The organism is Thioclava sp. F28-4, from assembly GCF_002020045.1.
Classification (GTDB): domain Bacteria; phylum Pseudomonadota; class Alphaproteobacteria; order Rhodobacterales; family Rhodobacteraceae; genus Thioclava; species Thioclava sediminum.
Genome location: NZ_MPZQ01000011.1, coordinates 1 through 23,052 on the forward strand (window position 1 = coordinate 1; position 23,052 = coordinate 23,052).

The following is a 23,052-nucleotide window of genomic DNA, read 5'->3' on the forward strand; positions in this document are numbered from 1 at the left end:
GCGTCCGGAACGTTTGCTGCCTTCAGACCGGAAACCATCTCCTGCATGAAGCCCGTCGGGCCGCAGATGAAGTAGTCCGCCCTAGCGGGATCGCTGATCTGCACGAGCCAGTTCGGATAGAACACCCTTGCGCTCGAATGCGAGACCTGCGGCAACATTCATGCGAGCCGATATTACGTGCTGATGAATTTCCAGCCCGAATGCCCGCATTGCGTTGAGGCGAGGTGGCAAGAGACGGCGCGCGAAGCTGGCTTCGAGTTGCTGCGACGCGATCCCCAGGACCGGCACTATGCCTTTTACAGGGCGCTGTGCGGCCATGAGGTGCGGCGGCAGTTTGGCTCTGTGCTGCGTGTCGCGCGTGGCGAGTTCGGGCCCGAATGTGAGGCCTGCCAAGAGGCCCGCGATCGTGAAGACGCCCGAGCCAGGGGCTGGGATCTGGTCGGCGCTGACCCGAAAGGCAAGGCCGATTACCGGATCTATTGCCATGCCGATGGCTGCGGTGCGCTGTCCCGGATCACGCGTGGCAATATGGTCACTGGGCGCTTCACCTGTCCTGGCTGCGGAGCGGGATGGTCGACCGAGCCGAGCTATCTCTACGCGATGCGCTTCGAGCTGCAGCCTGGCAAGCACGCCGTCAAGCTGGGCTACTCGCGCATTCCGGAGTCGCGGTTGAACTATCAACTGCACCGCGACCCGGAGTTGCCGCGCGAGCTGCTTTGCAAGGTGCCGATGCGCACGGGGCGCCACGCGCAGCGAATTGAGAAACGCGCCCACAAATGGCTCGCCACGCAGCACCCCGGCATGGAGCTGCCGCATTCGGAATTTGCCGCATATCTTCGGGTCAAATCCGAGGTTTATCGCGCCGAGCTCGAACCTGTGATCCTGCGCCTGCTCGATCGGATCGCGCGGAAGGAAGCGCGTGCCGCCACCAAGAGCTTCGCGCGGCAACGGTCGCGCTCGAAGCGCATGCGCGACTCCTGACCTGTCTCTGCGCCCCCTCCTGCCCCCGGGTGGGAGAGGGCTGTGTATTCTTCCTTTCCAACCTCGACCGAGGATCCGTTCATGCCCCACTCCCTTCCCACCACTTCTTCCCCCTTAAAAGAACTCTTCAACTCCGACCGAAAGGTCGCTTTCGCGGAGAAATTTCTCCGCCACCTAATGAAGCCCTGCGAGCCTCCATCGGCCTCCGATCCGGAGGAGCTCGACGACGATCAGGCGGAGATGTTTGCCTTCTCGATCGAGACCCTCGCCTTCGCGCTTCGCTTTGCGCATCTCCTTGGAGATGAGGCCGCCGCTCATCGGATGCACGAAGGCGGCAGCTGCACGCTGGTTCAAGTGCGCCCTGGACGCGATCTCGTGCTGGCGATGGCCGATCTGCCGGGCCTCCTCCCCCGGTTGAGAAAATTCCTTGGCTTGCGCCGCAAGGAAGACATCAGACTTGTTGCGCGCGTCGACGCCTCTCCGCGCGGCGCGTCGGCCTCCGAACGGGCGCGTCAACATCAACGCTTCCGGCAGACGCAAGACGAAGCCATCAGCTTCGGCGATCCGCTTCTCGCCGTCGCAGCCGACCCTTCTGCTTTTACGAGCGTTGCGCGAACGATCTGTCCGGCCCCCCTCGTAATGCCGCCGGTTTCGCGCGCTCTGATCCTCGAGCTTCTGCGCATCACGCATCCCGAGACCGAAGAGAGGTCTTGGGGCGCGCTTAACGACGCTCTGCCCACCGATGACGCACTTCGCCGTCTCGACGGCCCGTTGCTGACGCCGGCTTTCAAGGCAGCAACGGCAGCCGAAGTTGCCGAAAGGCTAGTAGAATACTCTGCTGCCTGTGCACCGAAACAAGTCCGCGCGCTCGATCGCGTGCAGGGTCTTGGGCCGATCCGTCCTCAGCTCGATCGCCTACTTGCAGGCTTCAGCTGCTGGCAATCTGGCGAGGCCGACTGGTCGGCGCTAAACACGAGTGCGTTGATCTCGGGGCCAACCGGCTGTGGCAAAACAATGCTAGCGCGGGCAGTCGCCGAAGAGCTCGGCGTTCCGCTGGTGGCCACGAGCTATGCAGAGTGCCAAAAGGCCGGACACCTCGGAAAGATGCTCGCATCTCTTGACGAAGTCGTCTTGGAAGCGATCTCGAAGGCGCCCTGCGTCCTCTTCATCGACGAAATGGACAGTTTCACAAGCCGTGGCACCAACCACCAAAACAGCGAATATCAACGACAGGTGATCAATGCCATGTTGCTTCAACTCACGCGGCTGGCCGAGACACCGGGCGTGATGGTGCTTGCAGCAACGAACCATCCAGACGTTATCGATCCGGCGCTGCGGCGCGCAGGGCGGCTCGATCTGCACCTGAGGATGCGCTACCCGGACCGAGCCGGGCTCAAAGCGATCTTGCGCGATACGCTCGGCGCACCGGATCTCAATGTGACGCAAGGCGCGGACCTCTTGCTGGGCGCCAGCGGGGCGACCGCTGCCAGCGTCGCGCGCTCCGCGCTTGGCATTGCTCGGCAACTCGGACGCGCAGTCACCTCTGACGACCTTTGGCATGCCGCGCTGGAGGTCGCGCCGGCCGCCGCGACTGACCAACTCGAACGGATCGCAATCCATGAAGCGGGCCATCTCCTTGCGGCGTTTAGCCTGTTGCCGACGTTTCCTACACGTGTCGTGATCGGGCCGTTCGGCGGATACATCGAAGGGGCCGATGCGCCATTGCTCACCGAGAACAACATTCGTGCCGCGATTACTGTTGGTCTCGCGGGGCGGGCTGCGGAACAGGTTATGCTAGGATCGGTTTCGCGCGGCGCCGGCGGGTCGGAACACTCCGATCTCGGCGTCGCCACCCGCCTCGCCCTCGATACCGTGACGAAAATGGGATTGCTTGGAGGAGAGCTATTCTGGGCACCAGTTAAGAGTGATCAACTCGTGTCTCTGCCTGAGCAACTGCGCGCCCACGTCGTCGGAATTCTCGATGAGGCATATCGCGCCGCGACAAATTTGATCGCGGAAAATACGCAGTCGCTCGAATTCCTCAAAAATACGCTGCTCGAACACCGGGAGCTCGAGGCAGACCGCTTGCAAGATCTCGCATCACGAGTGTTTCCGCATTCCACCCGACTGGGAAGGAAAATTCTGGACACCCATCTCAAACCCAAATGATGGAATCCGCGATGTTGCACGGAGCTTCTCGGCGCATGATGTTCGTAGATGCGAAAAAATCGCAACTATCCTGAGTTATCAACATCTTCGAACGATGCTGGCGAGCAAATACGCGGTTTAGGCCAGAGACATAGCTTAGAATTGATGCATCAGCGGGCCCCGTGAGCTTGCGGGGATGCAACCGAGCGATGCGGCTATGGCAAGGCAAGACAAAGATAGAAACTGGGTCCGCTTCTCTCCCCGACATATCGGGGGGTGGGATGGATGATATTCCGAGACTCTTAACCCCGAGAGAGGCAGCGGACCGGCTGCGCGTTTCCACAAAAACGCTGCGGCGCCTCCGCGCGTCTGGCCTGCCGTTCATCACCCTCACAAGTGGATCAATCCGCTACGACGCACGCGATCTCGCCGACTTTGTCGGACGGAACACGAAAAGGATCGAACCGAAATGCCCTATCGACCCAAAGGTTCGCGCAACTGGCACTACGACTTCCAAATCAGGGGTCATCGATTTTATGGATCTTGCGGGACCGACGACTTCGAGGAAGCGAAGGCAGTAGAGGCAGAAGCTCGGGTCGCCGCGCGAAACGCTCCCGAAATTACGCGAAACTTCACGCTGTCCGAAGCACTCGGAACCTACTTCGCGGATGTCAGCCAAGACCAGCCAAGCGCTAGGACAACGAGAAGTCAGTTCAGATCGATCCTCACGGTCATAAAACCTGCGACACCTCTTTCCCAGTTGACTGATGCAGACCTTATGCGGCTCCGGTCCAGCCGGCGCTCAGAGGTATCAAACGCGACTGTAAACCGAACTTTTGCCTCGCTTGCTCGCGCCCTTCGGCATATGGAGAACAAGCACGGCGCCGCAGTTCCAAACCTCAATTTCAGCGCGACGAGGCTTCCCGAGCCGAAAGAACGCGTCAGGGAACTGACGATCGCCGAGCAGAAACGGCTGTTCGAACATCTTCGCCGCGACCTGCATCCGCTGGTCCAGTTCGCACTCATGACGGGCGCGCGACAGGGATCAATCTGCCAACTGCGCTGGCGTGATATTGACGTCGATACAGGACGAATGAAGTTCAAGATGAAGACCGACACCGGCACATCTGCAAAGTCGATGAATTTTCCGATGAGCCGGGAGATCAAGGCAATGCTCGCGACGCTTGAAAAATCTGACGATCCCGATCACGCCCCTTACGTCTTCACATTTCGGGTCCACAATCGAAAGAGAGCGGCACGTCGGCGCATTCTCCAAAACTCGACCGCGTTCGAGCATTTCCGAAAAGCTGTGAACGCGGCCGACATCGAAGACTTTCATTTCCATGATCTCCGCCACACCTTCGCGACGCGGATGCTTCGGCAGACACAAAACATTAAGCTGGTGTCCCGTCTCTTGGGTCACTCTGAGATCACGACGACGAGCCGATATGCCCACGTTTTGGACGAAGATCTGGCAAATGCTATCGATGGTTTTTCAGCGTTGTCCAACAATGCCTCCCGAAAACTCTCCCGAAGCCCCAAGAAAATCAAATCAAAAACAACGACTTGAACGAATCCCTGTCAGCTTCCCAAGCTGAACGCGCGGGTTCGATTCCCGCTACCCGCTCCAGCTTACTCGAAATCGTAAGAGACTGATTTCTGGTGAAAATCACACCAGAGACTGAGCATGCCGCCATTTCACTGCGAAACGGAAAAACGGACAGTACGCGGGAGAATGGAGGATCAGCGGCAAGCCGAGTTCGGCGTCTCCCTGCTCCCGTCTCCAAGACACTTGGGGACATTTCACCGAGTCGCCGTCACTCAGAGGTCGGGCATGCCCTTCACGCGGCCAAACCGCTTCTGCGCGGCGATCCGGAACGGGGCGTTGGCCGCGCCGAAGCCGGCATAGCCATTCCGTCTTTCGAGGATTTCGAAGAACATGCCCCCTGCGAAGGGCCGCGAGTAGAGCTGAAGAAAGGCGCCGTTCGCATCCTCGTCATAGAGAATGTTGGCCGAACGCAGCCGCTCCAGAAATTCCGGCGACAGGTCGAAGCGCGCTTCGAGATCCGCATAGTAGTTCGCCGGCATCGGCAGCGGGTCGAAGCCCAGATCGGCCAGCGCGGCGGCGGTCTTGAGCATATCGTCGGTTCTCAGAGCCACATGCTGCACAGACGCGCCGAAGCCATGCGTCAGGAAATCGCCTGCGAGGGTGCGATGGGTCTCGGCTCCGTTGAGCGTAACCTTCAGACCCTTTCCATCGGGGCGCGCGCGCGATGCGATGGCTTGGCTGCGAACGAGCCCGTCCGGGTCGATCACGTCGACCATCGGAGCTTTCTGCATGTCGAACAGCGTCGTGTAGAAAAGCGCCCAGCTGAGCATCTCGTCATATTCCATCGTCTGCGCCACATGGTCGATGGAGGCCAGGCCGGCGTCTCGGTTCGACATGTCTTCTGCAGGCTCAAACTCGACGTCCCAGACTTCGCTGAGACCGCTCGAGGCATCCACGAAATGCAGCACCGAGCCTCCAAGCCCACGGATCGCCGGGATGTCCAGTTCCCCCGGCCCGACCGGCTGCGAGAAGGTATCGGCGCCGAGCGCTCGCGCACGCGTGACCGTCGAGGCCGCATCCGCGACCTTGAGGCCGATGTCGCAGACATTGGTGCCGCGCGCTGTCCATGTGGAGGCCGCAAAGCCCGTGGTCTCGGAATTGATGAGAATGCGGATATCGCCCTGACGCCAGACTTCCAGCAACTTGTTGCGATGCCGCCCCGACATGCGGAAGCCGAGGGTCGTGAGCAACGTCTTCAGCGCCTCCGCCTCCGTGCCCTGCGCCGCGAACTCGATGAACTCGACCCCGTCCACGGCGACGCGCGCGGGAATTTCGTCGATCTTGTCTTCCAGCCCGGGCTCGCTGCGGCGAACGTCATCCATCAGCGCCACCAGTGAGCGATAGCCGTCGCGTGCGATGGTCCGTGTCGGGCCGCCGCGGAACTGATCGTTGAAAATCTCGAGGCTCGCCGGTCCGTCATAACCGGTGGCCATCACGGCGCGCATGAAGCCTGTGACGTCCAGGTCGCCCTCGCCCGGCATGTTGCGGAAGTGGCGCGACCAATAGAGCAGGTCCATATCGATCGCCGGAGCATCGGCAAGCTGGACGTAGAAAATCTTGTCTCCCGGGACCCGCCGTATCGTATCCGGGTCGATCTTGCGGGCGAGCGTATGGAAGCTGTCGAGGATCAGGCCGACATTAGGATGATCGGCCCGGCGCACCACTTCCCACGCATCGCGGTGGTCCCAGACATGGCGCCCCCATGCCAGCGCTTCGAACCCGACGCGGACGTCGTAACCTGCGGCAAGCTCGCCCAAGGCGGCGAAATCGTCTGCCATGCGATCGATCCCGCCAAGCGCCTCGGGATGGACCGAGGAACAGACCAGCATGTCGCGGGTGCCGAGCTCGCGCATGAGCTCGAACTTATGCTCGGCGCGTCTCAAAGCGCGGTGGCGTAATGGCTCCGGCAGACCCTCGAAGTCGCGGAAGGGTTGGAAGAGGAAGATCTCCAGCCCGTGATCGCGCACCATCTGGCCGACCTCGCGCGGCCCACCGTCATGGGCGATGAAATCCTGTTCGAAAATCTCGATCCCGTCGAAGCCCGCAGCGGAGATCGCCTCCAGCTTTTCCTGCAACGTTCCCGAGATCGAGACAGTGGCGATGGCGGTTTTCATGGGAGGCCTCCTTTCAGGATGTGGCCGGGTCGGTTTTCGCGAGATCGCTGCGCAAGCGGGCGACGTCGAGCGGCAGACCCGTGAAGAGCTTCCAGGCATCGACGCCCTGCCAGATGAACAGCTCGTAACCCGAGATGACCTGCAGGCCCGCCGCCTGTGCCACAGCGAGGAATTCAGTCTCGACCGGCGTGTAGACGGCGTCGAAGGCCCATGCGCCGGTGATTGCGGATGCCTCAAGTGGCGAGCCCGGATGGCCGGTCATGCCGACCGGGGTCGCGTTGATGAGCCCCTCGGCGCCTTCGGAAATCTCGGCGGCGTCCCGCCCCACGGTGACGCGAAGTCCCGGTTTCGCCGCTTCGAGTTCCGACGCGAGAACCTCGGCCTTCTCGATGTCGTGGTCGGCAAGGCGGATCTCGGCGGCATCGAGCGCAACCAGCGCGAAGGCGATGGCTCGCCCCACGCCGCCGGTGCCGATAAGCAGGGTGGCTCCGGGCGGAGTGCCCCCTCGCGCGGCGCGGTAGGCGGAGATGAAGCCGGAGTGATCGGTGTTGTGGCCCTCGGCTCCGGTGGGTTCGAAGAGGACGGTATTCACCGCGCCCAGCCGTCGGACCATCGGGTCGGAGATCCGCACCAGCGCCGCCACCTTCTCCTTGTAGGGATAGGTGATATTGAGCCCCCGGTAACCCTGTGCGGCGCAGTCGGCGAGGATCGTCGCGTGATCCTGACCAAGCTCGCGCGGGACAAGCCGGTCATAGGTCACTTCGCGCCCGTTCTGCAGCCCGGCCAGCCGATGCAGGCGCGGGGCCTGCGAGACGGCGATATTGTCGCCGATCAGACCCAGCCGGATGACCGCGTCGTCCGACGCTATCTCAGAAGGGCTCTCGGGGGCAGGCATCACTTGGCGCCTTTCACGAGTTGGGCAATCCGGGTGATCGCGAAGCCGTAGCCCGCGATGCCGAAGCCTTCGATTTTCGCCGTCGCCGCTTTCGAGACGTAGGAGGGGTGGCGGAATTCGTCGCGCCGGAACAAGGCCGAGACGTGAACCTCGAAGATGGGCCCGTCGAAGATCAGCAGGGAATCGAGGATCGCGATGGAGGTCGAGGTGAAGCCCGCCGGGTTGATCAGAATGGCGCAGGCGTTGGTGCGGGCCCATTGGATCCAGTCGACGATTTCGCCCTCGTGGTTGGATTGGCGAAAGTCGATCTCGACCCCCGCCGCGGCGGCCGCATCGCGGCTCAACCGCTCGGCGTCTTCGAGCGTGTCGTGCCCGTAGATCTCCGGCTGGCGCGTGCCGAGCAGGTTCAGGTTGGGGCCATTGATGACCAGGATCGGAAGGTCTTTCTGGGCCATGTGGGATCTCCTGATTTGCGGCCTGTCAGCCGCCGTAACCGTAAAGCCGGGGCAGCCACAGCACGGTGCCCGGCACGAAAGTGATGATCGCGAGTCCGACGATCATGATGATGAGGAAGGGAACGAGATGCCGGATCGTCTGGCCGATCGGGGATTTGGTGATCCCGCTGACCACGAAGAGCAGCAACCCGTAGGGCGGCGTTGCGAGCCCGATCATCGTGTTGACCACGACGACCACCCCGAAATGCACCGGGTCTACACCGAGCGAGACCGCTGTCGGCAGCAGGATCGGCACGATCACGAGGAGGATCGCATTGGCTTCCAGCAGGCATCCGAGAACCAGCAGGAGCACGTTGACCAGCAGCAGGAAGGTGACGCGGTCGAGCTGCATGTCGCCCAAGGCGCCGCGGATCTCGTTCGGAATCTGCTCGACCGTGACCACGTAGTTGAAGGCCAGAGCCCCGGCGATCAGGATGCCCACGCTCGCCGTGGATCGCGCGGATTGGCATACGGTCTCATAGGCCGCGCGCAGGCTGACGGAGCGGTAGAGGAAGGTTGAAATCAGGAAGGCATAGAGCGCGGCGAGTGCGGCCGCTTCGGTCGGCGTGGTGATGCCGCCATAGATGCCCACGAGAAGGATCACCGGCATCAGCAATGCGGGCACGGCGCGCAGCGTGATGCGGGGCATCTCGCGCACCGGCACGTGCACTTCCACCGGGAAGTCGTGACGGCGTGCCTGAATGGCGTTCATCACCATCAGCAGAAGCGCGAGGATCAGACCGGGCCCCACGCCGCCGAGAAAGAGGTAGCCGATCGAGGTGTCGGAGACGAGCGCGTAGAGCACCATCGGGATCGAGGGCGGTATGATCGGGCCGATGATCGCGGCGGCGGCGGTGATCGCCCCGGCATAGGCGGGCGGATATTTCCCGTCCTTGGTCATCAGTTGGATGATGATCTTGCCGATCCCCACCGCGTCGGCGATGGCGGATCCAGACATGCCCGAGAAGATCAGCGACGACACGACGTTGACATGGCCAAGCCCGCCCCGGAAGCGCCCCACCAGCGCGCGGCAGAAATCCAGCAGCCGGTCGGAGAGCGAGCCGATATTCATCAGGTCAGCCGCAAAGATGAACAGCGGGATCGCCAGCAGGACGTAGGAGCCGTAGAGCCCGCGCAGAACCTGCTCGGCGGCGATGCTCATGTCCTGTTGTTCGAGCAGAAGATAGAGGATCGAGGCCCCCAGCATGGCATGCCCAATCGGCAGGCCGACGATGGCAGTGGCGACGATGGCTGCCACGGCGAGGGTGAATTCCCAGCTCATTCGGAGAAATCCTTGCGCGCGACATGCGTCAGGTCGGGATTGTCATCTTCGGGGCCCTGACCGCGCAGCTCTTTGATCAGAATCCAGCCATAGCGCAGGATCGTGACCGCCGTGAAAATTGCGAAAACGGAAAAGACGTAGCTGAAGGGGATCTTCATATAGGCTGTCTTCTCGATCTTCATGAAGGAGATGTAGCTGAGGACATCCGGCAGCGAGGCCGCATAGACCCCGACGATGAAGAGCGAGAACAGGATGCGGAACACGCGGCGCACCTTGGGCCGGACCGCGCCGTAGATGATGTCGAAGCGGATCTCGTCTTCTTCGCGCGCCGAGACGGATTGTCCCCACAACACGACCCAGAGCCACGCGATGACGCACAGCTCGACCGTCCAGCCGACGGGGTGGTTCAGGACATAGCGCATGAAGACCTGAACGATGAAGGCCAGGAACATCGCGGCCAGAAGCAGCGCCGGAACGGCGTCGGCCAGACGGCGCGCTACGTTCCGCCAGCGGCGGCTCGCGTTTTGCATCGGTTTGCCTTTCGAGGGGCGAAGGGCCTACACGGCCCCCCGCCCTCAATGTGTCCGGGGGTCAGGCCTGGATCGCGTTGATCTGTTCGAGCATCCCCTCGGGCCAGCTCTTGGCGAAGTCGCTGGCGAGATACTTCTTCTGGGCGTAGTCCCGGAAGGCGGCGCGGTCGGGTTCGTAGACCTCGAGGCCCTGCTCCTTGAAGAAGTCCACCAGTTCCTGCTCGCGCTTGAGGTGCTCCTCGGTGCTGGCGGCGATTTCCTTGTCCACGGAGTCCTTGAGCAGCTTTTGCTGATCGGCGCTCATATCGTCCCAGACCTTCTTGGAGATACCAAGCACGTCGAAACCGACGAGGTGGCTGGTCAGGGCGATCTGGCTCGTGACCTCATAGAACTTCATGTTGTAGTCGTTCGGCAGCGGGTTGTCCTGACCGTCGATCGCCCCGGTCTGGAGCGCGGTGTAGACCTCGGAATAGGCCAGCGGCGTCGGGCTGGCGCCGATCGCCTCGCCAAGGAACTGCCACGCGTCGCCGCCCGGCATGCGCAGGGTCATCCCCTTCAGATCCTCGGGCGTGTTGATCTTCTTCTCGGGCTTCAGGTTGACCTGACGCGCGCCGAAATAGACCGGCGCGAGGACATGGAGCCCAGCCTGCGCTGCGAGGTCGTTCAACTGCTTGCCCACGTCGCTGTCGAAGACGGCTTTCATATGGGCCGCATCGCGCAGCACGTAGGCGGCGGTCAGGATCGACCATTCGGGCACCTGGTCGGCCAGCTTCTGCGGCGCCACGAGGCCCATTTCCAGCGTCCCGCGCTGGATCGAAGTCAGTTCGCCCCCTTGGGGAACAAGCGTCGACTGGTTGTAGACCTGCAGGTCGAAATCCTTGGCGACATCCTCGGAAATGCGGGCAAAAGCCTTGGCGCGAATGTCGTTATTCGACACCACCGAAGACAGGCGGAGCCGTTTGCGATCTTGAGCGAATGCAGTGCCTGCCATCAGGGTCGCGGCTGCGCCAGCGGCCCCTGTCGCCAGCACGCTGCGGCGAGTCAATTTGGTCATAGTTCCTCCCTTTCGCCGCATCGAAAGCGGCTCATTCAATTCGGCATCTCAAATTTCATATGTCAACTTTAAAAATATCATACATTTTTATTTTTGACGGACAAAATCACGAGCGGGTGTTCTTCTCCACCCGCTTGCCGACTGTCAGACGCCGTCGTTCAAGAAGTTCAGGGAACGCGACCGGTCGCCAGAATGTGGTCGACGCCGCTTTCGACATGGGAGATCAGCAGCTCCACAGCCGCATCCGCATCGCGGGCCAAGGTCAGGTCGCGCAGGCGAATGTGGTCTTCCTTGGCCTTCTCGCCGCGGAATTCCAGAATGATCATGTGATAGCGCATGAAGCGATCGAAGACCGAGGAATGCGTGCGCATCAGGTTCGGCCTGTCGCACGCCGCGATCATAGCGAAGTGGAAATCCCAGTCGTGACGCACCCAGGGTTGCACCGGGCCGTCGCCGCCCGCGATCAGCTCGCGTTCGATCGTCTCCAGTTTGTAATGCGACGAGACGACCCCCGCCTCCCACTCGATATCGCCATTCGCGATGGACTGGCGCAGAGCGTGAGTCTCGAGCAGCAGACGCAGGTCGGCCAGATCGCGCAGGTCGGCCTTGCTGATCGGTGCCACCTCGAAGCCGCGCTGCCCCTCGGCGGTGACGAGCCCCTCATTCGTCAGGCTGCTGAGCAATTCGCGCAGCGTCGTCACGCTGATATCGTATTTCTTGCGCAGCAGATCGAGCTTCAGCTTCTGCCCCGGTTTGAACCGCCCATGCACGATGTCGCCGCGCAGGCGCCGGTGGGTGATGTCACCGACAGTCTCCCCGGGATGTCCACTGATATCGAACTTATGTATCTTCACGTCGCGCGTCGATCTATTGCCATTTCCCTCCGCTTATCGCCTTGCGCGAGGCATCATCCAAGCAATTTATCCGAATTCAGGCGCAATCCGCTGAACGTGCGACAACCTTTGCTACCGAAAAACCACCGGCGACGGCGCAGCCTCATGCAAGCTGCCGAAGGGTTTGCGAGCGAAGCAGACACGTCCCTACTGCGCCAGCCCCCGGTAATGCGCTACAAGTTCGCGCGCGTTGTCGGGGTGATGCCTGCGCCGGCCGGCCTCAATCTCCTTCGCCATCTCCACGACCTTGCGGTTCATCGGCGCCGCCTTGCCGCGCGCTTCGAGGAAATCGACCACAAGCCCGTTCACCTCGTCAACCTCCGCGCGGCGTCCTTTGCGCCAGTCCTGCAGCGAGGTTGTAAGCGTGTCGTCGCGCGAGAAGGTCCGCAGCACCTTGTCGAAGATCTCGTCGACATAGCGCTCGGGGTGATTGCTCATGACCGGCGGCATCCCGATGATCGGCATGACCGTGGCACCATCGGCCAGCGCCGCGTCCATCGCCTCGTAGCCCGCCTTGCGCATTACCTCGAGAAACTCGGGCTGGCGCGCGGCATCGTTGAGTGCCGTGTCGATGATCGCCGAGGGGATCAGTTCCGCCGCATTCACCACGAGCTTCATCCATTTGGCGGAATGGATATCCTCGACCACCTCGACGGTGCCGGAATGACGCAGGATATTCGCCACATCCTCGACTCGGTGTTGCTGCTCGGGGTCGAGCGCGCCCAGCGCGAACCAGCTTTCATCGGTGTCGTTCTGGCGCGTGGTGATGCCAGGTTCCCACATGTTCGAGGCGATCTCGATCACCGCGCCGATCGTGCGATGCTTGCCGACGATCTCTGCGATCGCCTCTTGGGTCATACCGTTTTGCAGCCCCACGACGAAGCCGTCCTCTGCCAGAACCGGCTTGATCATCTCCGCCGCCCAGCGGGTGTCATAGGCTTTCACCACCATGAAGACGAGATCGAAGGGCTCCTTGATCTCGGCGACCTCGCACAGGTGCAGCGCCTTGACCGGCGTGTGTAGCTGGCGGGTCGGCATATTGACCGTCAGGCCGTTCGCCCGCATCGCTTCGACATGGGCGGGCCATTGGTCGATGAAGGTGACGTCGAGCCCCGCCAGCGCGAAATCGGCGGCGACCGATGCGCCCTGCGCACCGGTGCCGATAAAGGCGATCCGAGGGAAAGGGGTTTGCTTCGTCATCGGGCGTATCTCCTCGGTTGCGGTCATTGCATGATCATCCCGCCGTCGATCTGCAGGCATTGGCCGGTCATGTAGTCGGAGTCCGGCGAGAGCAGGAAAGCCACCGTTCCGGCCACATCTGCAGGCGTCGACGTGCGGCCGAGCGGGATTCCGGCGGCGAAGTTGCGCAGCGCCTCGCCCGGCTCGGAGGAGACGCCCATTTCCATCAAATCCTTGTCGAGCACCGTCCAGAGGTCGGTCTCCACCACGCCGGGAGCGAAGGCGTTCGCGGTAATTCCGTGCGGGGCAAGGGTGCGCGCAGCCGCCTGAGTCAGGCTGATGACGGCGGCTTTGCTCGCGCAATATGGGGCGAAATCACCGAAGCCGGCGCGACCGGCCATCGAGGCGGTGTTGATGATCTTGCCTTTCCGCTTGGCCGCGATCATCGCCTTCGCCGCTTCCTGAATGCCGATCATCACGCCCATGCCGTTGACCGTCATGATCTGGTTCCAGTTCTCCTCGGTCGTCTCGAGGAACGGCTGCGGGCGGTTGAAACCTGCGTTGTTGACGATGGCATGGAGAAAACCGAACTCCGCCTCGCAGGCGACAATGGCCGCGCGGGTGGCAGCCCGGTCGGTGACGTCGGTCTTGCAAAAAATCGCGCGACCGCCCTCGGCAGTCAGGGCCTTCGCTGCCGCCTCGCCTGCCGCGGCATCGAGATCCGCGATCACCACGCCATATCCAGCCGCCGCCGCACGCCGGGCGATTTCGAAGCCGATGCCCCGCGCAGCGCCCGTGACGACGACGCCTCCCATCTCGTCTTTGTCCAACATGATAGCCTCCCCGCTCACTCGGTCCGATGCAGCACGAAGTCGTAATTGGACTCCCACAGTGTCTCGCCATTCTCGACCGGGGTGAACTCGGCAATCAGGGACTCCTTGACGCCGAACACCGCATCCGAGGTCAGGTATTTGTCGCCCGCCACGAAAGTGTGGGTCGTCACCGGATCGAAGCCCTCGGCGCTGACGATGAAATGCATATGCGCGGGGCGATACGGGTGACGCCCGAGCTTGCCCAGCATCTTGCCCACCGGACCGTCATCGGGGATCGGGTAGGAGACCGGCTTTATGCCCTCGAACCAGTAGCGCCCGGCCGGCCCCGTGGTGAACACGCCGCGATTGTTGTTGCGCGGCTGAATGTCGGGCTGCTGGACGTCGTAGAAACCGTCCTCGCTGTCCGACCAGACATCGATCCGCGCGCCTTCGACCGGCTTGCCGTCGAGATCGGTGACGGTGCCATAGAAGCGGCAGGTCTCGCGCCCGCCCGCTTGGGTGATGTTCGCGCCCATCTCGTATTCCGGCACGCCATCGACATGGAATGGCCCGAGCACGGTGTTCTCGGTCGCCCCGGTCGGACGGCGATTGTTGATCGCATCGACCAGCATCGAGACCCCAAGCACGTCGGAGAGCAGAATGAACTCCTGCCGGTTCTCGTCGCAGATCTGGCCGGTCTTGGTGAGGAAATCGATCGCGACATCCCACTCGGCTTGGGTCAGCTCGACGTCCTTGACGAAGGCATGCAGGTGACGGACGAGGCTCGCCATCACGGTCTGGAGGCGCGCATCGGTGCTCTCCGAAACCCGGGCGTTGACGGTTTCGACCGAGGCGTCCTCGGTGAAATAGGCGATCTTCGGCTCTTGGGTCATGTCATTCATTCCTATCAGGTCGTGACGGGGCGTTGCCCGGCATGGGCGCGGGTCAGCAGGTCGAGAATGCCGTCGCGCGTGACGTCGCGCGGGTTCTTGTAAGGGTTCTGCACGGCCATATCGGCGGCGCGCGCCAGATCGCTTTCCCTGAGGTCAAAGTCGGCCAGCGCGAGCGGGGCGCCGACGGAGCGCGCGAAGTCGTAGAGTCCGCCGCCCAGATCGCCGCCGAACAGCTCGGTCGCTCGGGCGAGCTGCGCCGACGCGGCCTCGGCGTTATAGGCGGCGGTATGCGGCAGCAGGATCGCGTGGGTCTCCGCGTGGGGCATGTCGAACCCGCCGCCGAGCGTGTGGCAAAGCTTGTGATGCAGCGACATGGCGACCGCGCCCAGCACGGTGCCGCAGAGCCACGACCCGTAGAGCGCATCGGCCCGGGCATCGCGATCCTCCGGCGTCTCGACGATCCGCGGCAGCGCCGATTTCAGCGCACGCAGCCCTTCGACCGCCATCAGCGAGGTGACTGGGTTCGCATCGGGCGCGTAGAGCGCCTCGACCGCGTGGGCCATCGCGTTCAACCCGCTCGCGACGCTCATCGCGACCGGCAGGCCCAGCGTCAGATCGGGATCGTAGATCACGGTTTCCGGGCGGATCTTTGGATCGCGGACGGTCGTCTTCTGCCCGTTCTCGGTCTGGCCGAGAATGTCGGTGACCTCGGAACCGGCATAGGTCGTCGCGATCACCACCTGCGGCGCATCGTTGCGCCAGGCGATGGCCTTGCCCAGACCGATGGTCGAACCGCCGCCAAGCGCCACGACGCAATCGGCCTTGGTCTCGTTATAGACTTCGAGCGCGGCCTCGGTCACCGCAACGGGCGTGTGCATCGCAGCTTCGGTGAAGGTTCCGGCCGCCATCTCCCCGAGGTCTTTCGCAAGCGCCTCGGCATCGGATTTCTGGAACGGCGTCGACAGGATCAGCGCACGGGCGCAGCCCAGTCTCTCCACCTCCTCGGCGACGTTCGCCAAGGTCCCGGAGCCAAAGACGATGCGCCCCGGAGTGGATGTGTAGATGAACGCTTCAGGCATGGTTCCTCCCTGCGCCTCGCACAGACGAGGCGTTGAATTGAGCCAGCGTGGGCCGCGAGGTTACTCCTCGCGGCGCCGACGCGCGGTCGTGTAGATGAGCGCCGCCACGAGGATCAGCACCCCCTGGAAGCCGTATTGGTAGGCCTGCGACAGACCGAGGAAGGACACGGCGTTAAGCACTTCGGTCAGAAGCACCGCGCCCAGCAGCGAGCCGATGAAGGTGCCGCGCCCGCCGAGAAGGCTGGTGCCGCCCAGCACGACCGCGGTGATGCTGCCCAGCGTGTAGTTCACGCCTTGCGCCGGGTCGCCGACGCCGATCTGTGCCATCAGCATGATCGCCCCAAGCGCGGTCAGCAGCGACACGGCGATGTAGCCGAGCACGAAGGTCCGGTCTGTGCGCACGCCGATGCGCCGCGCGGATTCCTCATGCGAGCCGACTGCGCGAAGCTGCCACCCCGCCCGCTTGCGGCGCAGGCCCAGCTCCATCGCGATGGCGATCGCAATCATCACGACGAAGGCGACCGGCACAGGGCCGAAGCTCCGGGTGAGCGTGTCGATCACGTCGAAGGAGATGTAGCCGCCCGGCCCCTCGCGCAGCACGAAGCTCATGCCCTGCAAGCCGATGAACATCGCCAGTGTGGCTGCGATGGGGGTAAAGTTGGCAAACCGGATCAGCACGCCGTTGATCAATCCGACGACGATCGCCGCGCCGAACATCAGCGCGAAACCAAGCGCCATCGTCGGGGCCGGGCTGCCATCGTTGATGAAGAAAGATCCGATCACCACGAGGAAACCGGCGAGCGGCCCGACCGACAAATCGATCCCCCCCATCAGCAAGGCGATGGTCTGCCCCAAGGCGATGAAGCCGAGCGCGGTCGCGAGGATCAGGATATTCGAGACGTTGAAGGACGACAGGTAATTCTCGTTCTGCGCGCTCACGAACAGCGCGAGCAGCACCGTCACCAGCGCGAGCGGCACGATGGTCGCATTATCAGTCTGCACGAAATGGCGCAGTTTCGCGCCGAAGCCCTCTTTCGCCTGATGCTCTTCATCGACGTGATGCGCATGCGTGTCGGCCTCGACCGCAGCACCGACGATGCGGGCCTCGGTGATGTCGTCACCGCGCAGGGTCTCGACGATACGTCCCCGCGACATGACAAGAACGATGTCGCACAGCCCTTCCAGTTCCGCCGCATCCGAGGAGTTGACGATCACCGGGGTGCCCGCGTCCGAGACTTCCCGCAGGATCCGGTAGATCTCGAAACGCGCGCCGACATCGACGCCCTGCGTGGGTTCGTCGGCCACGATGAAGCCCGGCTCCGACAGAAGCGCGCGGGACATCACGATCTTCTGCTGGTTGCCGCCCGAAAGCTGGGAGACCTTCGCCTCGACGCCCGCGGCCTTCACCGCCAGTGAGGAGAAGACCTCCTGCACCTTCTGCATCTCTTTCTTACGATCCAACACGCCGCCCGAGGCATATTTGTCGAGCGAGGCGAAGGTCGCGTTTTCCCGGATCGTCAGATCCGCGGCGAGGCCTTCCGAGTGGCGATCCGACGGCATGAAGGCCGCCGCGTGTTTCAGCTCTTTCGGCGAGAGCGTCCGGCCATGAAGCTTGATCGCGCCGCGATAGGGCTGAAGGCCCACCAAGGCGCGCATCAGATCGGACTGGCCGTTGCCCTCGACACCGGCGACGCCGACGATCTGGCCGCGCCCGAAGGCGAAGGCCACATCCGAGAATTTGCGCCCGCTGAGGCCTTCGACCTCGAAGTTGATCGGGGGATTGGCGTCGGCGCATTTCGGCGGGAAGGCAGAGGCCAGACGGCGCCCGACGATAAGATCCAGAAGTTGCGAATTGCTGATCTCGCTCGCAGGCGCGCTGCCCCGGTGGCGGCCATCGCGCAACACGGTCACGCGGTCCGCGATCTGACGCAACTCGGCCAGACGGTGGGTGATGTAGATGACGGCGGTGCCGGAGGCTTTCAGCGCCCGAACCTTCGCGAACAGCATATCCGTCGCGTCCTGATCAAGCGCGGCCGTCGGTTCATCCAGAATAAGCACACGCGGCTGGACGGCGAGCGCTTTCGCCAGCTCCAGCAGGTGTTTTTGCGCGATGGTCAGGGTATCGACACGCGCGTTCAGCGGCACCTCGAGGCCGACCTCTTCCAGCAGACGCTGGCCGACGCGGTCCTTGCGGTCGCCCTGGAAAACAGAGGCAGGCAGAGAAACCTGCAGGTTCTCGAGCACCGTCATGTCGGGCAGGATTGCCGGGTGCTGATAGGAGATCGCGACGCCAAGCGCCGACGAGCTTTCCGGTGACAGCGGCATCACGTCCCGCCCGTCGAATTCGATCCGACCGGTGCTAGGCTGGAGAACGCCGGTGATCAGGTTCATCAGGGTCGATTTCCCGGCCCCGTTCTCGCCCAGGATCGCATGCACCTCGCCTGCGTGAATGTCGACGCTCACGTCGCTCAGGGCGCGGACCGCCCCGAAGGATTTCGACACGCCGCGCAAGCGGATCACGGGGGTGCCCGTTGACGTTTCGCGGAGCCCGTCCGCCTTCTCCATCGGTTCGATTTCAGCCAATGCTATCATCCGTTTAGTTCCGCCGATCTGAGGGGGTTGGCGCGGCAGTCTCCGGGCGGATCGCGCCGCCCGGAGACAGGGGGAGGTTACTGGCCGACGGCCTTCGCCTGCTCGTCACCCGAAAGCTGAGCAGAGAGATAGATCGCGCCGGGCAGATCCGAGCGACACTGGACGGGGTTGGGATCCCCATCGGTCGAGTCCTCGAAGTTCGGAGCCTTGAAGATTTCTTCCGACGGCGGGGTGCCACCGGTCGCTTCTGCGATCGCCCATTGCACGGCGAGACGAACGTTGTCGTTGCCGGTCGCGACCGTGAAGAGCTTGAAATCAGGGTTGTCCGCGTGGGTCTTCTCCCAGAAGCAGCCGAGCGAGTTGCCATCCGAGGTCGCGAGCGCCGGGATCGAGCGGTCGAAATTCGCGAACACCGGCAGAGCGCCCACGAGCGACGGACCGAAGTCGGACACGATCACGTCGATATTGTCATGCTGCGCGATAGCGGCCGACAGCACCTGCTGCGTCAGGGACGGATCCCAGTTGGTGACCGCGAAGGGGTCCGGGTTCAGGAACTTGTAGCTGTCGTCGAGGATGTTCTTCATCCCCTTGAGCTCGTCCAGACCCTGGCTGTTGCCCGCCGGGCCCGACAGGAACAGGATGTTCGCGCCGTCCGGGAAGTTCTCCTTGATCCACTTGCCCCAGCTTTCGCCGTCATAGACGAAGTCGGCACCGACGAAGCGGGTGTAGTTCTTGCCAGCCTCACCGCCAACATTCACGCGGTAGGGCACGACGACCGCGCCCGAGCGGTAGGCTTTGGTCAGTGCAGGCAGGATCGCGGGGCCGGCATCGCCGAAGACGACCATCGCATCGACACCGCGCGCCGCCATCGAGTTGATGTCGGAGATCGCCTTCTGCGTGTCGCCCTGACCGTCGGCATAGTAGTAGTCGGTGATGCTCGGACACTTCGCGGCTTCCTCCTTGCCCGACGCGGTGGTCACCAGACGCCAGCTATTGCCCCCGAAACCGTCGAGCAGCGCCAGCGAGGCTTTGTTCGGGCCGCACCAGGAGGGTGCGTCCTCTGCGCTGGCCGCCGAGGCCGAGAGGGCAATTCCAAGCCCCAGCGCCATATAGGCAGCGCATCCTTTCAGGTTAGACAGTTTCATGGTTCTCCTCCTCTGTAGAACTTGTCTGTTCTTTCTTGAAACGGTTCGTCCATTCGATCGAGTAGACCCCGATGCCGAATACAAGAGCGAGCGCCTGCACGATGGTCTGCGCCGAGTAAGGCACACCGATCGACAGAGCGAACTGGCTGAGCTGGTTGAGAAAGAAGGCGGCGATGACGACCGAGATTGGAAAGCCGCGCCCTCCCAGAAGCGAGGTCCCTGCCAGCACCACGACGGCGACCGAGGGCAGAAGCAGGCTGTTGCCTTGAAATGCCGTGGGTTCGCGGGTGATGCCTGCGATCAGGATGCCCGCGGTGCAGTAAAGGATCTGCGCCGCCACATAGGCCATCGCCTGATAGGGTTTGACGCTCAGACCCGCCGCACGGGCCGCCTTCGGGTTGGCCCCGATCGCCTCGAAGCGACGGCCAGCTACCGTCTTTTTCAGGCCGAAGGACACGAGGGCCAGAATGGCGAGGGCGAACAGCACCGAATGGGGAATCCCCAGGGTCTGACCGCCCGCGATATGGGCCAGCAGGTTCGTCGTGATCCGCGGCACGCCGCCCGAGATCGCGAAGACCGCCGAGAACAGAAGCGCGTTCATCCCGATGGTCGCAACGATCGCGTTCAGGCGGAAATAAGCGACCATGATGCCATTGAGCACCCCCGCGGCGAGCGCGAAGCCGACCGCGATGATCAGGGCGGGCAGAAGCCCCGCGTCCTGCCCATTGGGCATGTGGGTCGCGATCACCACCGCGAGAGATACCGAGCCCGGCACCGACAGATCGAAGCCGCCCTGCTGCACCACCAGCATCTGGCCGAGCCCGACGATGCCAAGCACCGCCGCGAAAGGCAGGCTGCCCATCAGCGACCCGGCGGTGACCGCCGAGGGTGCGAAGATGATGCAAAGGAGGATGAGCGCCAGCGTCGAGGCGACGATGGTCACGAAGCCCTTCGACAGGGACATCGAAGAAAGTCCCATCGAACCTCCGAAGCTATGCGGCGTCGTCTCAGCCATGTTTTCTCCTCCTCCCTCGCGTCGCGTCTCAGCTGATTTCCAAGGTGACCTTGACCGCCTTGTCGGGCGACTTGCCCAGCTCCAGCGCGGTCATCGCATCATCGATGTTGTAGCTGTGGGTCTGGATCGGCGAGAGATCGAGCCCGGTGCGCTCCAGGAACCGGATCGCTGCCGGCCAGACGCCGGGCGAGCCGATGCAGCCTTTCACGTTGAGGTTCTTGATCTGGATCTTGCCCAGCTCGACCGGGAATTTCTGGCCGATATTGATGCCGACCATCGAGACATCCCCGTCGTCGCGGGCATAGTCGAAGACATTGGCCAGCGAAGCCGGATGGCCCGCGCATTCGACCACGAGATCGGCGCCGCCCTTGGTCATCTCCTGCACCGCTTCGATCGGATCGCCATCGGTCGGATCGATCGTGCCATCCGCGCCGAGCTTCATCGCGATCTCGCGGCGCAGCGGCACCGGATCGACCACGATGACACGGGCACCCATGCCGATCGCGGCGGCTGCCGAGACGAGGCCGATCGTGCCCCCGCCCGAGACGACCACCGTATCCGCCGCGCACACACCACCATGGCGCAGCACCGCGTAATACCCGCAGGTGAAGGGTTCGATCAGCGCGCCTTTTGCGTCATCGACCGCATCGGGCAGCTTGTGCAGCCATTCGGGACGCGCGGCGAAGAATTCGCGATCCGCACCATCCATCGAGAAGCCGAAGTGATGGATACGCTCGGGCGTGTTGATCACGCATTCGCCGACTACGCGGTCCCCCGGCTTGAGCCCGTCGACATTCTTCCCGACCTCGACGACTTCGCCGACCCATTCATGGCCCGGAACGACCGGGTAGGAAATCGGGATGATATATTGACCGGCCAGCAGCTCGTAATCCGAGTGGCAAATCCCGACGCGGCGCGACTGGATCAACACCTCGTTGTCCGTAATGCCGGGCGTCTGCACCTGCGTCACGATGGGCTTGTTCGGTTCGTCGAAGATCAGGGCTTTCATGTCAGGCTCCAACTTTCGCTGCGGCGGGTTGCGCCACGCGTTCGATTTGACCGCTGCGGGAGGAGGCGAAGACCGCCTCGAGCAGCGCGATATTGTCGACCAGATGATCGGCGGTGACCGGGTAGGTTTCCTGTCCGCGCACGGCGCGGGCGAAACTCACCAGGTTGTCCTTCACGGGCTCGGCCTTGCCGATCTCGACGGTCTCGATCGGGCCGCCAGCCATGGCCGAGGTCACGATCCAGCCGTCGGGCGCCTCGACATGCGCCTTGTCGCGAATGTCGATCCAGCCTTTCGAGCCGTAGACCGTGAAGCGGGACATGAACGGGTTCGACAGAGAAGCCGACACGTAGGAGGTCCCGCCTCCGGCGAATTTCACATAAGCCGCGACCGTGTCGCCCTGCGGCAGTTCCGAAGACAGCTGCTCGCAGATGCACAGCACGCTTTCCGCGCGGCCCAGAAGGCGGACCGACAGATCGAGCAGGTGAATGCCCGTCGCGGTCATGCCGCCTGCCGGAGCTTCGCTCGCCTGAACGCGCCAGTTGCTCGGGTCCATGCCGACGAACTTGTCGTGGCTGAAATTGGCCTCGATCTGCTGGATACGGCCCAGCTCGCCCGCATCGGCCTTCGCCAGCATCTCGGCGATCGGCGGCTCCCAGCGGCGCTCATGGCCCATGCCGAGAACCAACCCAGCGTCGGCGCAAAGCGCGACCGAACGGGCGGCTTCTTCGGCGGTGAGCGCGAGCGGCTTTTCGCAGAAGACATGTTTGCCTGCCGCAACGGCCTTGGCGATCTGATCCGTGTGCAGAGAGTGCGGCGTCGCCAAAACGACAGCCTCGACCTCGGGATCGTTCAGCGCATCCGCATAATCCGCGCTGAGCGTCACGCCCTTCTCGGCGCAGAGATCGCGCACCGCGTCGAGGTTCGGCTCCACCGCGCGGACGACCTTGATGTCGTCAGGGGCGCTCGACAGAACGGCGAGCATCTTCTGCCCCCACCAGCCCATGCCAACGAGGGCGATTTTGACCGGCGCCGACATCAGCGGTTGTCCACGCGCTTGGAGAACGGACGGATCGAAACGGACTTCCACAGACCGACCTTCGCGAAGGGGTCGTTGCGGTTGAACTCCTCGACCTCTGCGAGGCTGTCGGCCTCCAGCACGAAGCAGCTGCCGATCATGGTCTCTTCGTCATCGGCCAGAAGCGGGCCCGAGATCACCGTCTTCACCGGCGCCTGAGCCAGATAGGCCTTGTGGTCCTCGTAATTGGCCAGCCGCTTGTCGACGGCACCGTCATGGTCGAGGCAATGAATCACGTAATGCATCTCTGTCT

Annotated in this window: 21 protein-coding genes; 4 read left to right on the top strand and 17 right to left on the bottom strand. The window is 63.1% G+C overall.

Annotation, left to right across the window (positions count from 1 at the left end; translation table 11 throughout):
- Window positions 1–258: 258 nt before the first annotated feature.
- The 4 genes from BMI87_RS18080 (at window position 259) to BMI87_RS18095 (ending at window position 4,699) form a co-directional block, all read left to right on the top strand.
- Window positions 259–981 carry a GIY-YIG nuclease family protein gene (locus BMI87_RS18080; protein WP_146681661.1) on the top strand — a complete coding sequence of 241 codons (723 nt, stop codon included), beginning with the start codon at window positions 259–261 and terminating at the stop codon, window positions 979–981.
- An 81-nt stretch (window positions 982–1,062) separates the two neighbouring features.
- A complete protein-coding gene (locus tag BMI87_RS18085; RefSeq protein ID WP_146681662.1) occupies window positions 1,063–3,150 on the top strand; it encodes an AAA family ATPase in 2,088 nt (695 codons plus the stop codon).
- 260 nt (window positions 3,151–3,410) lie between these two features.
- Window positions 3,411–3,710 (top strand): helix-turn-helix domain-containing protein, encoded by a 300-nt coding sequence (locus BMI87_RS23040; RefSeq protein ID WP_168175233.1) that lies wholly within the window; start codon window positions 3,411–3,413, stop codon window positions 3,708–3,710.
- Window positions 3,599–4,699: a site-specific integrase gene (locus BMI87_RS18095; RefSeq protein WP_078522942.1), complete on the top strand. Its 1,101-nt coding sequence runs from the start codon at window positions 3,599–3,601 to the stop codon at window positions 4,697–4,699. The genes BMI87_RS23040 and BMI87_RS18095 overlap by 112 nt, the downstream gene beginning before the upstream one ends.
- A gap of 251 nt (window positions 4,700–4,950) precedes the next feature.
- Here the strand turns inward: BMI87_RS18095 and BMI87_RS18100 are convergent, their stop codons facing one another.
- The 17 genes from BMI87_RS18100 to BMI87_RS18180 form a co-directional block, all read right to left on the bottom strand.
- Window positions 4,951–6,852 (bottom strand): bifunctional sugar phosphate isomerase/epimerase/4-hydroxyphenylpyruvate dioxygenase family protein, encoded by a 1,902-nt coding sequence (locus BMI87_RS18100; RefSeq protein WP_078522943.1) that lies wholly within the window; start codon window positions 6,850–6,852, stop codon window positions 4,951–4,953.
- 13 nt (window positions 6,853–6,865) lie between these two features.
- Entirely contained in the window at window positions 6,866–7,747 is an 882-nt protein-coding gene (locus BMI87_RS18105; RefSeq protein ID WP_078522944.1) for a shikimate dehydrogenase, read from the bottom strand.
- Complete coding sequence (locus BMI87_RS18110) at window positions 7,747–8,202, bottom strand: type II 3-dehydroquinate dehydratase (protein WP_078522945.1); 456 nt, start codon at window positions 8,200–8,202, stop codon at window positions 7,747–7,749. The genes BMI87_RS18105 and BMI87_RS18110 overlap by 1 nt, the downstream gene beginning before the upstream one ends.
- A 25-nt stretch (window positions 8,203–8,227) precedes the next feature.
- A complete protein-coding gene (locus tag BMI87_RS18115; RefSeq protein ID WP_078522946.1) occupies window positions 8,228–9,523 on the bottom strand; it encodes a TRAP transporter large permease in 1,296 nt (431 codons plus the stop codon).
- Window positions 9,520–10,053, bottom strand: coding sequence for a TRAP transporter small permease (locus BMI87_RS18120; RefSeq protein ID WP_078522947.1), 534 nt, complete (start codon window positions 10,051–10,053; stop codon window positions 9,520–9,522). The genes BMI87_RS18115 and BMI87_RS18120 overlap by 4 nt, the downstream gene beginning before the upstream one ends.
- Before the next feature lie 61 nt (window positions 10,054–10,114).
- Entirely contained in the window at window positions 10,115–11,107 is a 993-nt protein-coding gene (gene dctP, locus BMI87_RS18125) for a TRAP transporter substrate-binding protein DctP (protein WP_078522948.1), read from the bottom strand.
- A 167-nt stretch (window positions 11,108–11,274) separates the two neighbouring features.
- On the bottom strand, window positions 11,275–11,961 hold the full coding sequence (locus BMI87_RS18130; RefSeq protein WP_078522949.1) for a GntR family transcriptional regulator: 687 nt from the start codon (window positions 11,959–11,961) through the stop codon (window positions 11,275–11,277).
- Window positions 11,962–12,147: 186 nt separating this feature from the next.
- Window positions 12,148–13,200, bottom strand: coding sequence for a ketopantoate reductase family protein (locus BMI87_RS18135; protein WP_078522950.1), 1,053 nt, complete (start codon window positions 13,198–13,200; stop codon window positions 12,148–12,150).
- Window positions 13,201–13,223: 23 nt separating this feature from the next.
- Window positions 13,224–14,012, bottom strand: coding sequence for an SDR family NAD(P)-dependent oxidoreductase (locus BMI87_RS18140; RefSeq protein ID WP_146681663.1), 789 nt, complete (start codon window positions 14,010–14,012; stop codon window positions 13,224–13,226).
- Window positions 14,013–14,026: 14 nt separating this feature from the next.
- Complete coding sequence (locus BMI87_RS18145) at window positions 14,027–14,884, bottom strand: intradiol ring-cleavage dioxygenase (RefSeq protein WP_078522951.1); 858 nt, start codon at window positions 14,882–14,884, stop codon at window positions 14,027–14,029.
- A 14-nt stretch (window positions 14,885–14,898) separates the two neighbouring features.
- Complete coding sequence (locus tag BMI87_RS18150) at window positions 14,899–15,963, bottom strand: maleylacetate reductase (RefSeq protein ID WP_078522952.1); 1,065 nt, start codon at window positions 15,961–15,963, stop codon at window positions 14,899–14,901.
- A 60-nt stretch (window positions 15,964–16,023) separates the two neighbouring features.
- Window positions 16,024–18,546 (bottom strand): ATP-binding cassette domain-containing protein, encoded by a 2,523-nt coding sequence (locus BMI87_RS18155; RefSeq protein WP_210402489.1) that lies wholly within the window; start codon window positions 18,544–18,546, stop codon window positions 16,024–16,026.
- Between the two features lie 86 nt (window positions 18,547–18,632).
- Entirely contained in the window at window positions 18,633–19,700 is a 1,068-nt protein-coding gene (locus tag BMI87_RS18160) for a substrate-binding domain-containing protein (protein WP_078522954.1), read from the bottom strand.
- Entirely contained in the window at window positions 19,687–20,715 is a 1,029-nt protein-coding gene (locus BMI87_RS18165) for an ABC transporter permease (protein WP_210402490.1), read from the bottom strand. Before BMI87_RS18165 ends, BMI87_RS18160 begins: the two co-directional genes overlap by 14 nt.
- 28 nt (window positions 20,716–20,743) lie before the next feature.
- Window positions 20,744–21,724, bottom strand: a complete 981-nt coding sequence (locus tag BMI87_RS18170) for a zinc-binding dehydrogenase (protein WP_078522955.1) — start codon at window positions 21,722–21,724, stop codon at window positions 20,744–20,746.
- A 1-nt stretch (window position 21,725) separates the two neighbouring features.
- On the bottom strand, window positions 21,726–22,760 hold the full coding sequence (locus BMI87_RS18175; RefSeq protein WP_078522956.1) for a Gfo/Idh/MocA family protein: 1,035 nt from the start codon (window positions 22,758–22,760) through the stop codon (window positions 21,726–21,728).
- Entirely contained in the window at window positions 22,760–23,044 is a 285-nt protein-coding gene (locus BMI87_RS18180; protein WP_078522957.1) for a YciI family protein, read from the bottom strand. The genes BMI87_RS18175 and BMI87_RS18180 overlap by 1 nt, the downstream gene beginning before the upstream one ends.
- Window positions 23,045–23,052: the final 8 nt, after the last annotated feature.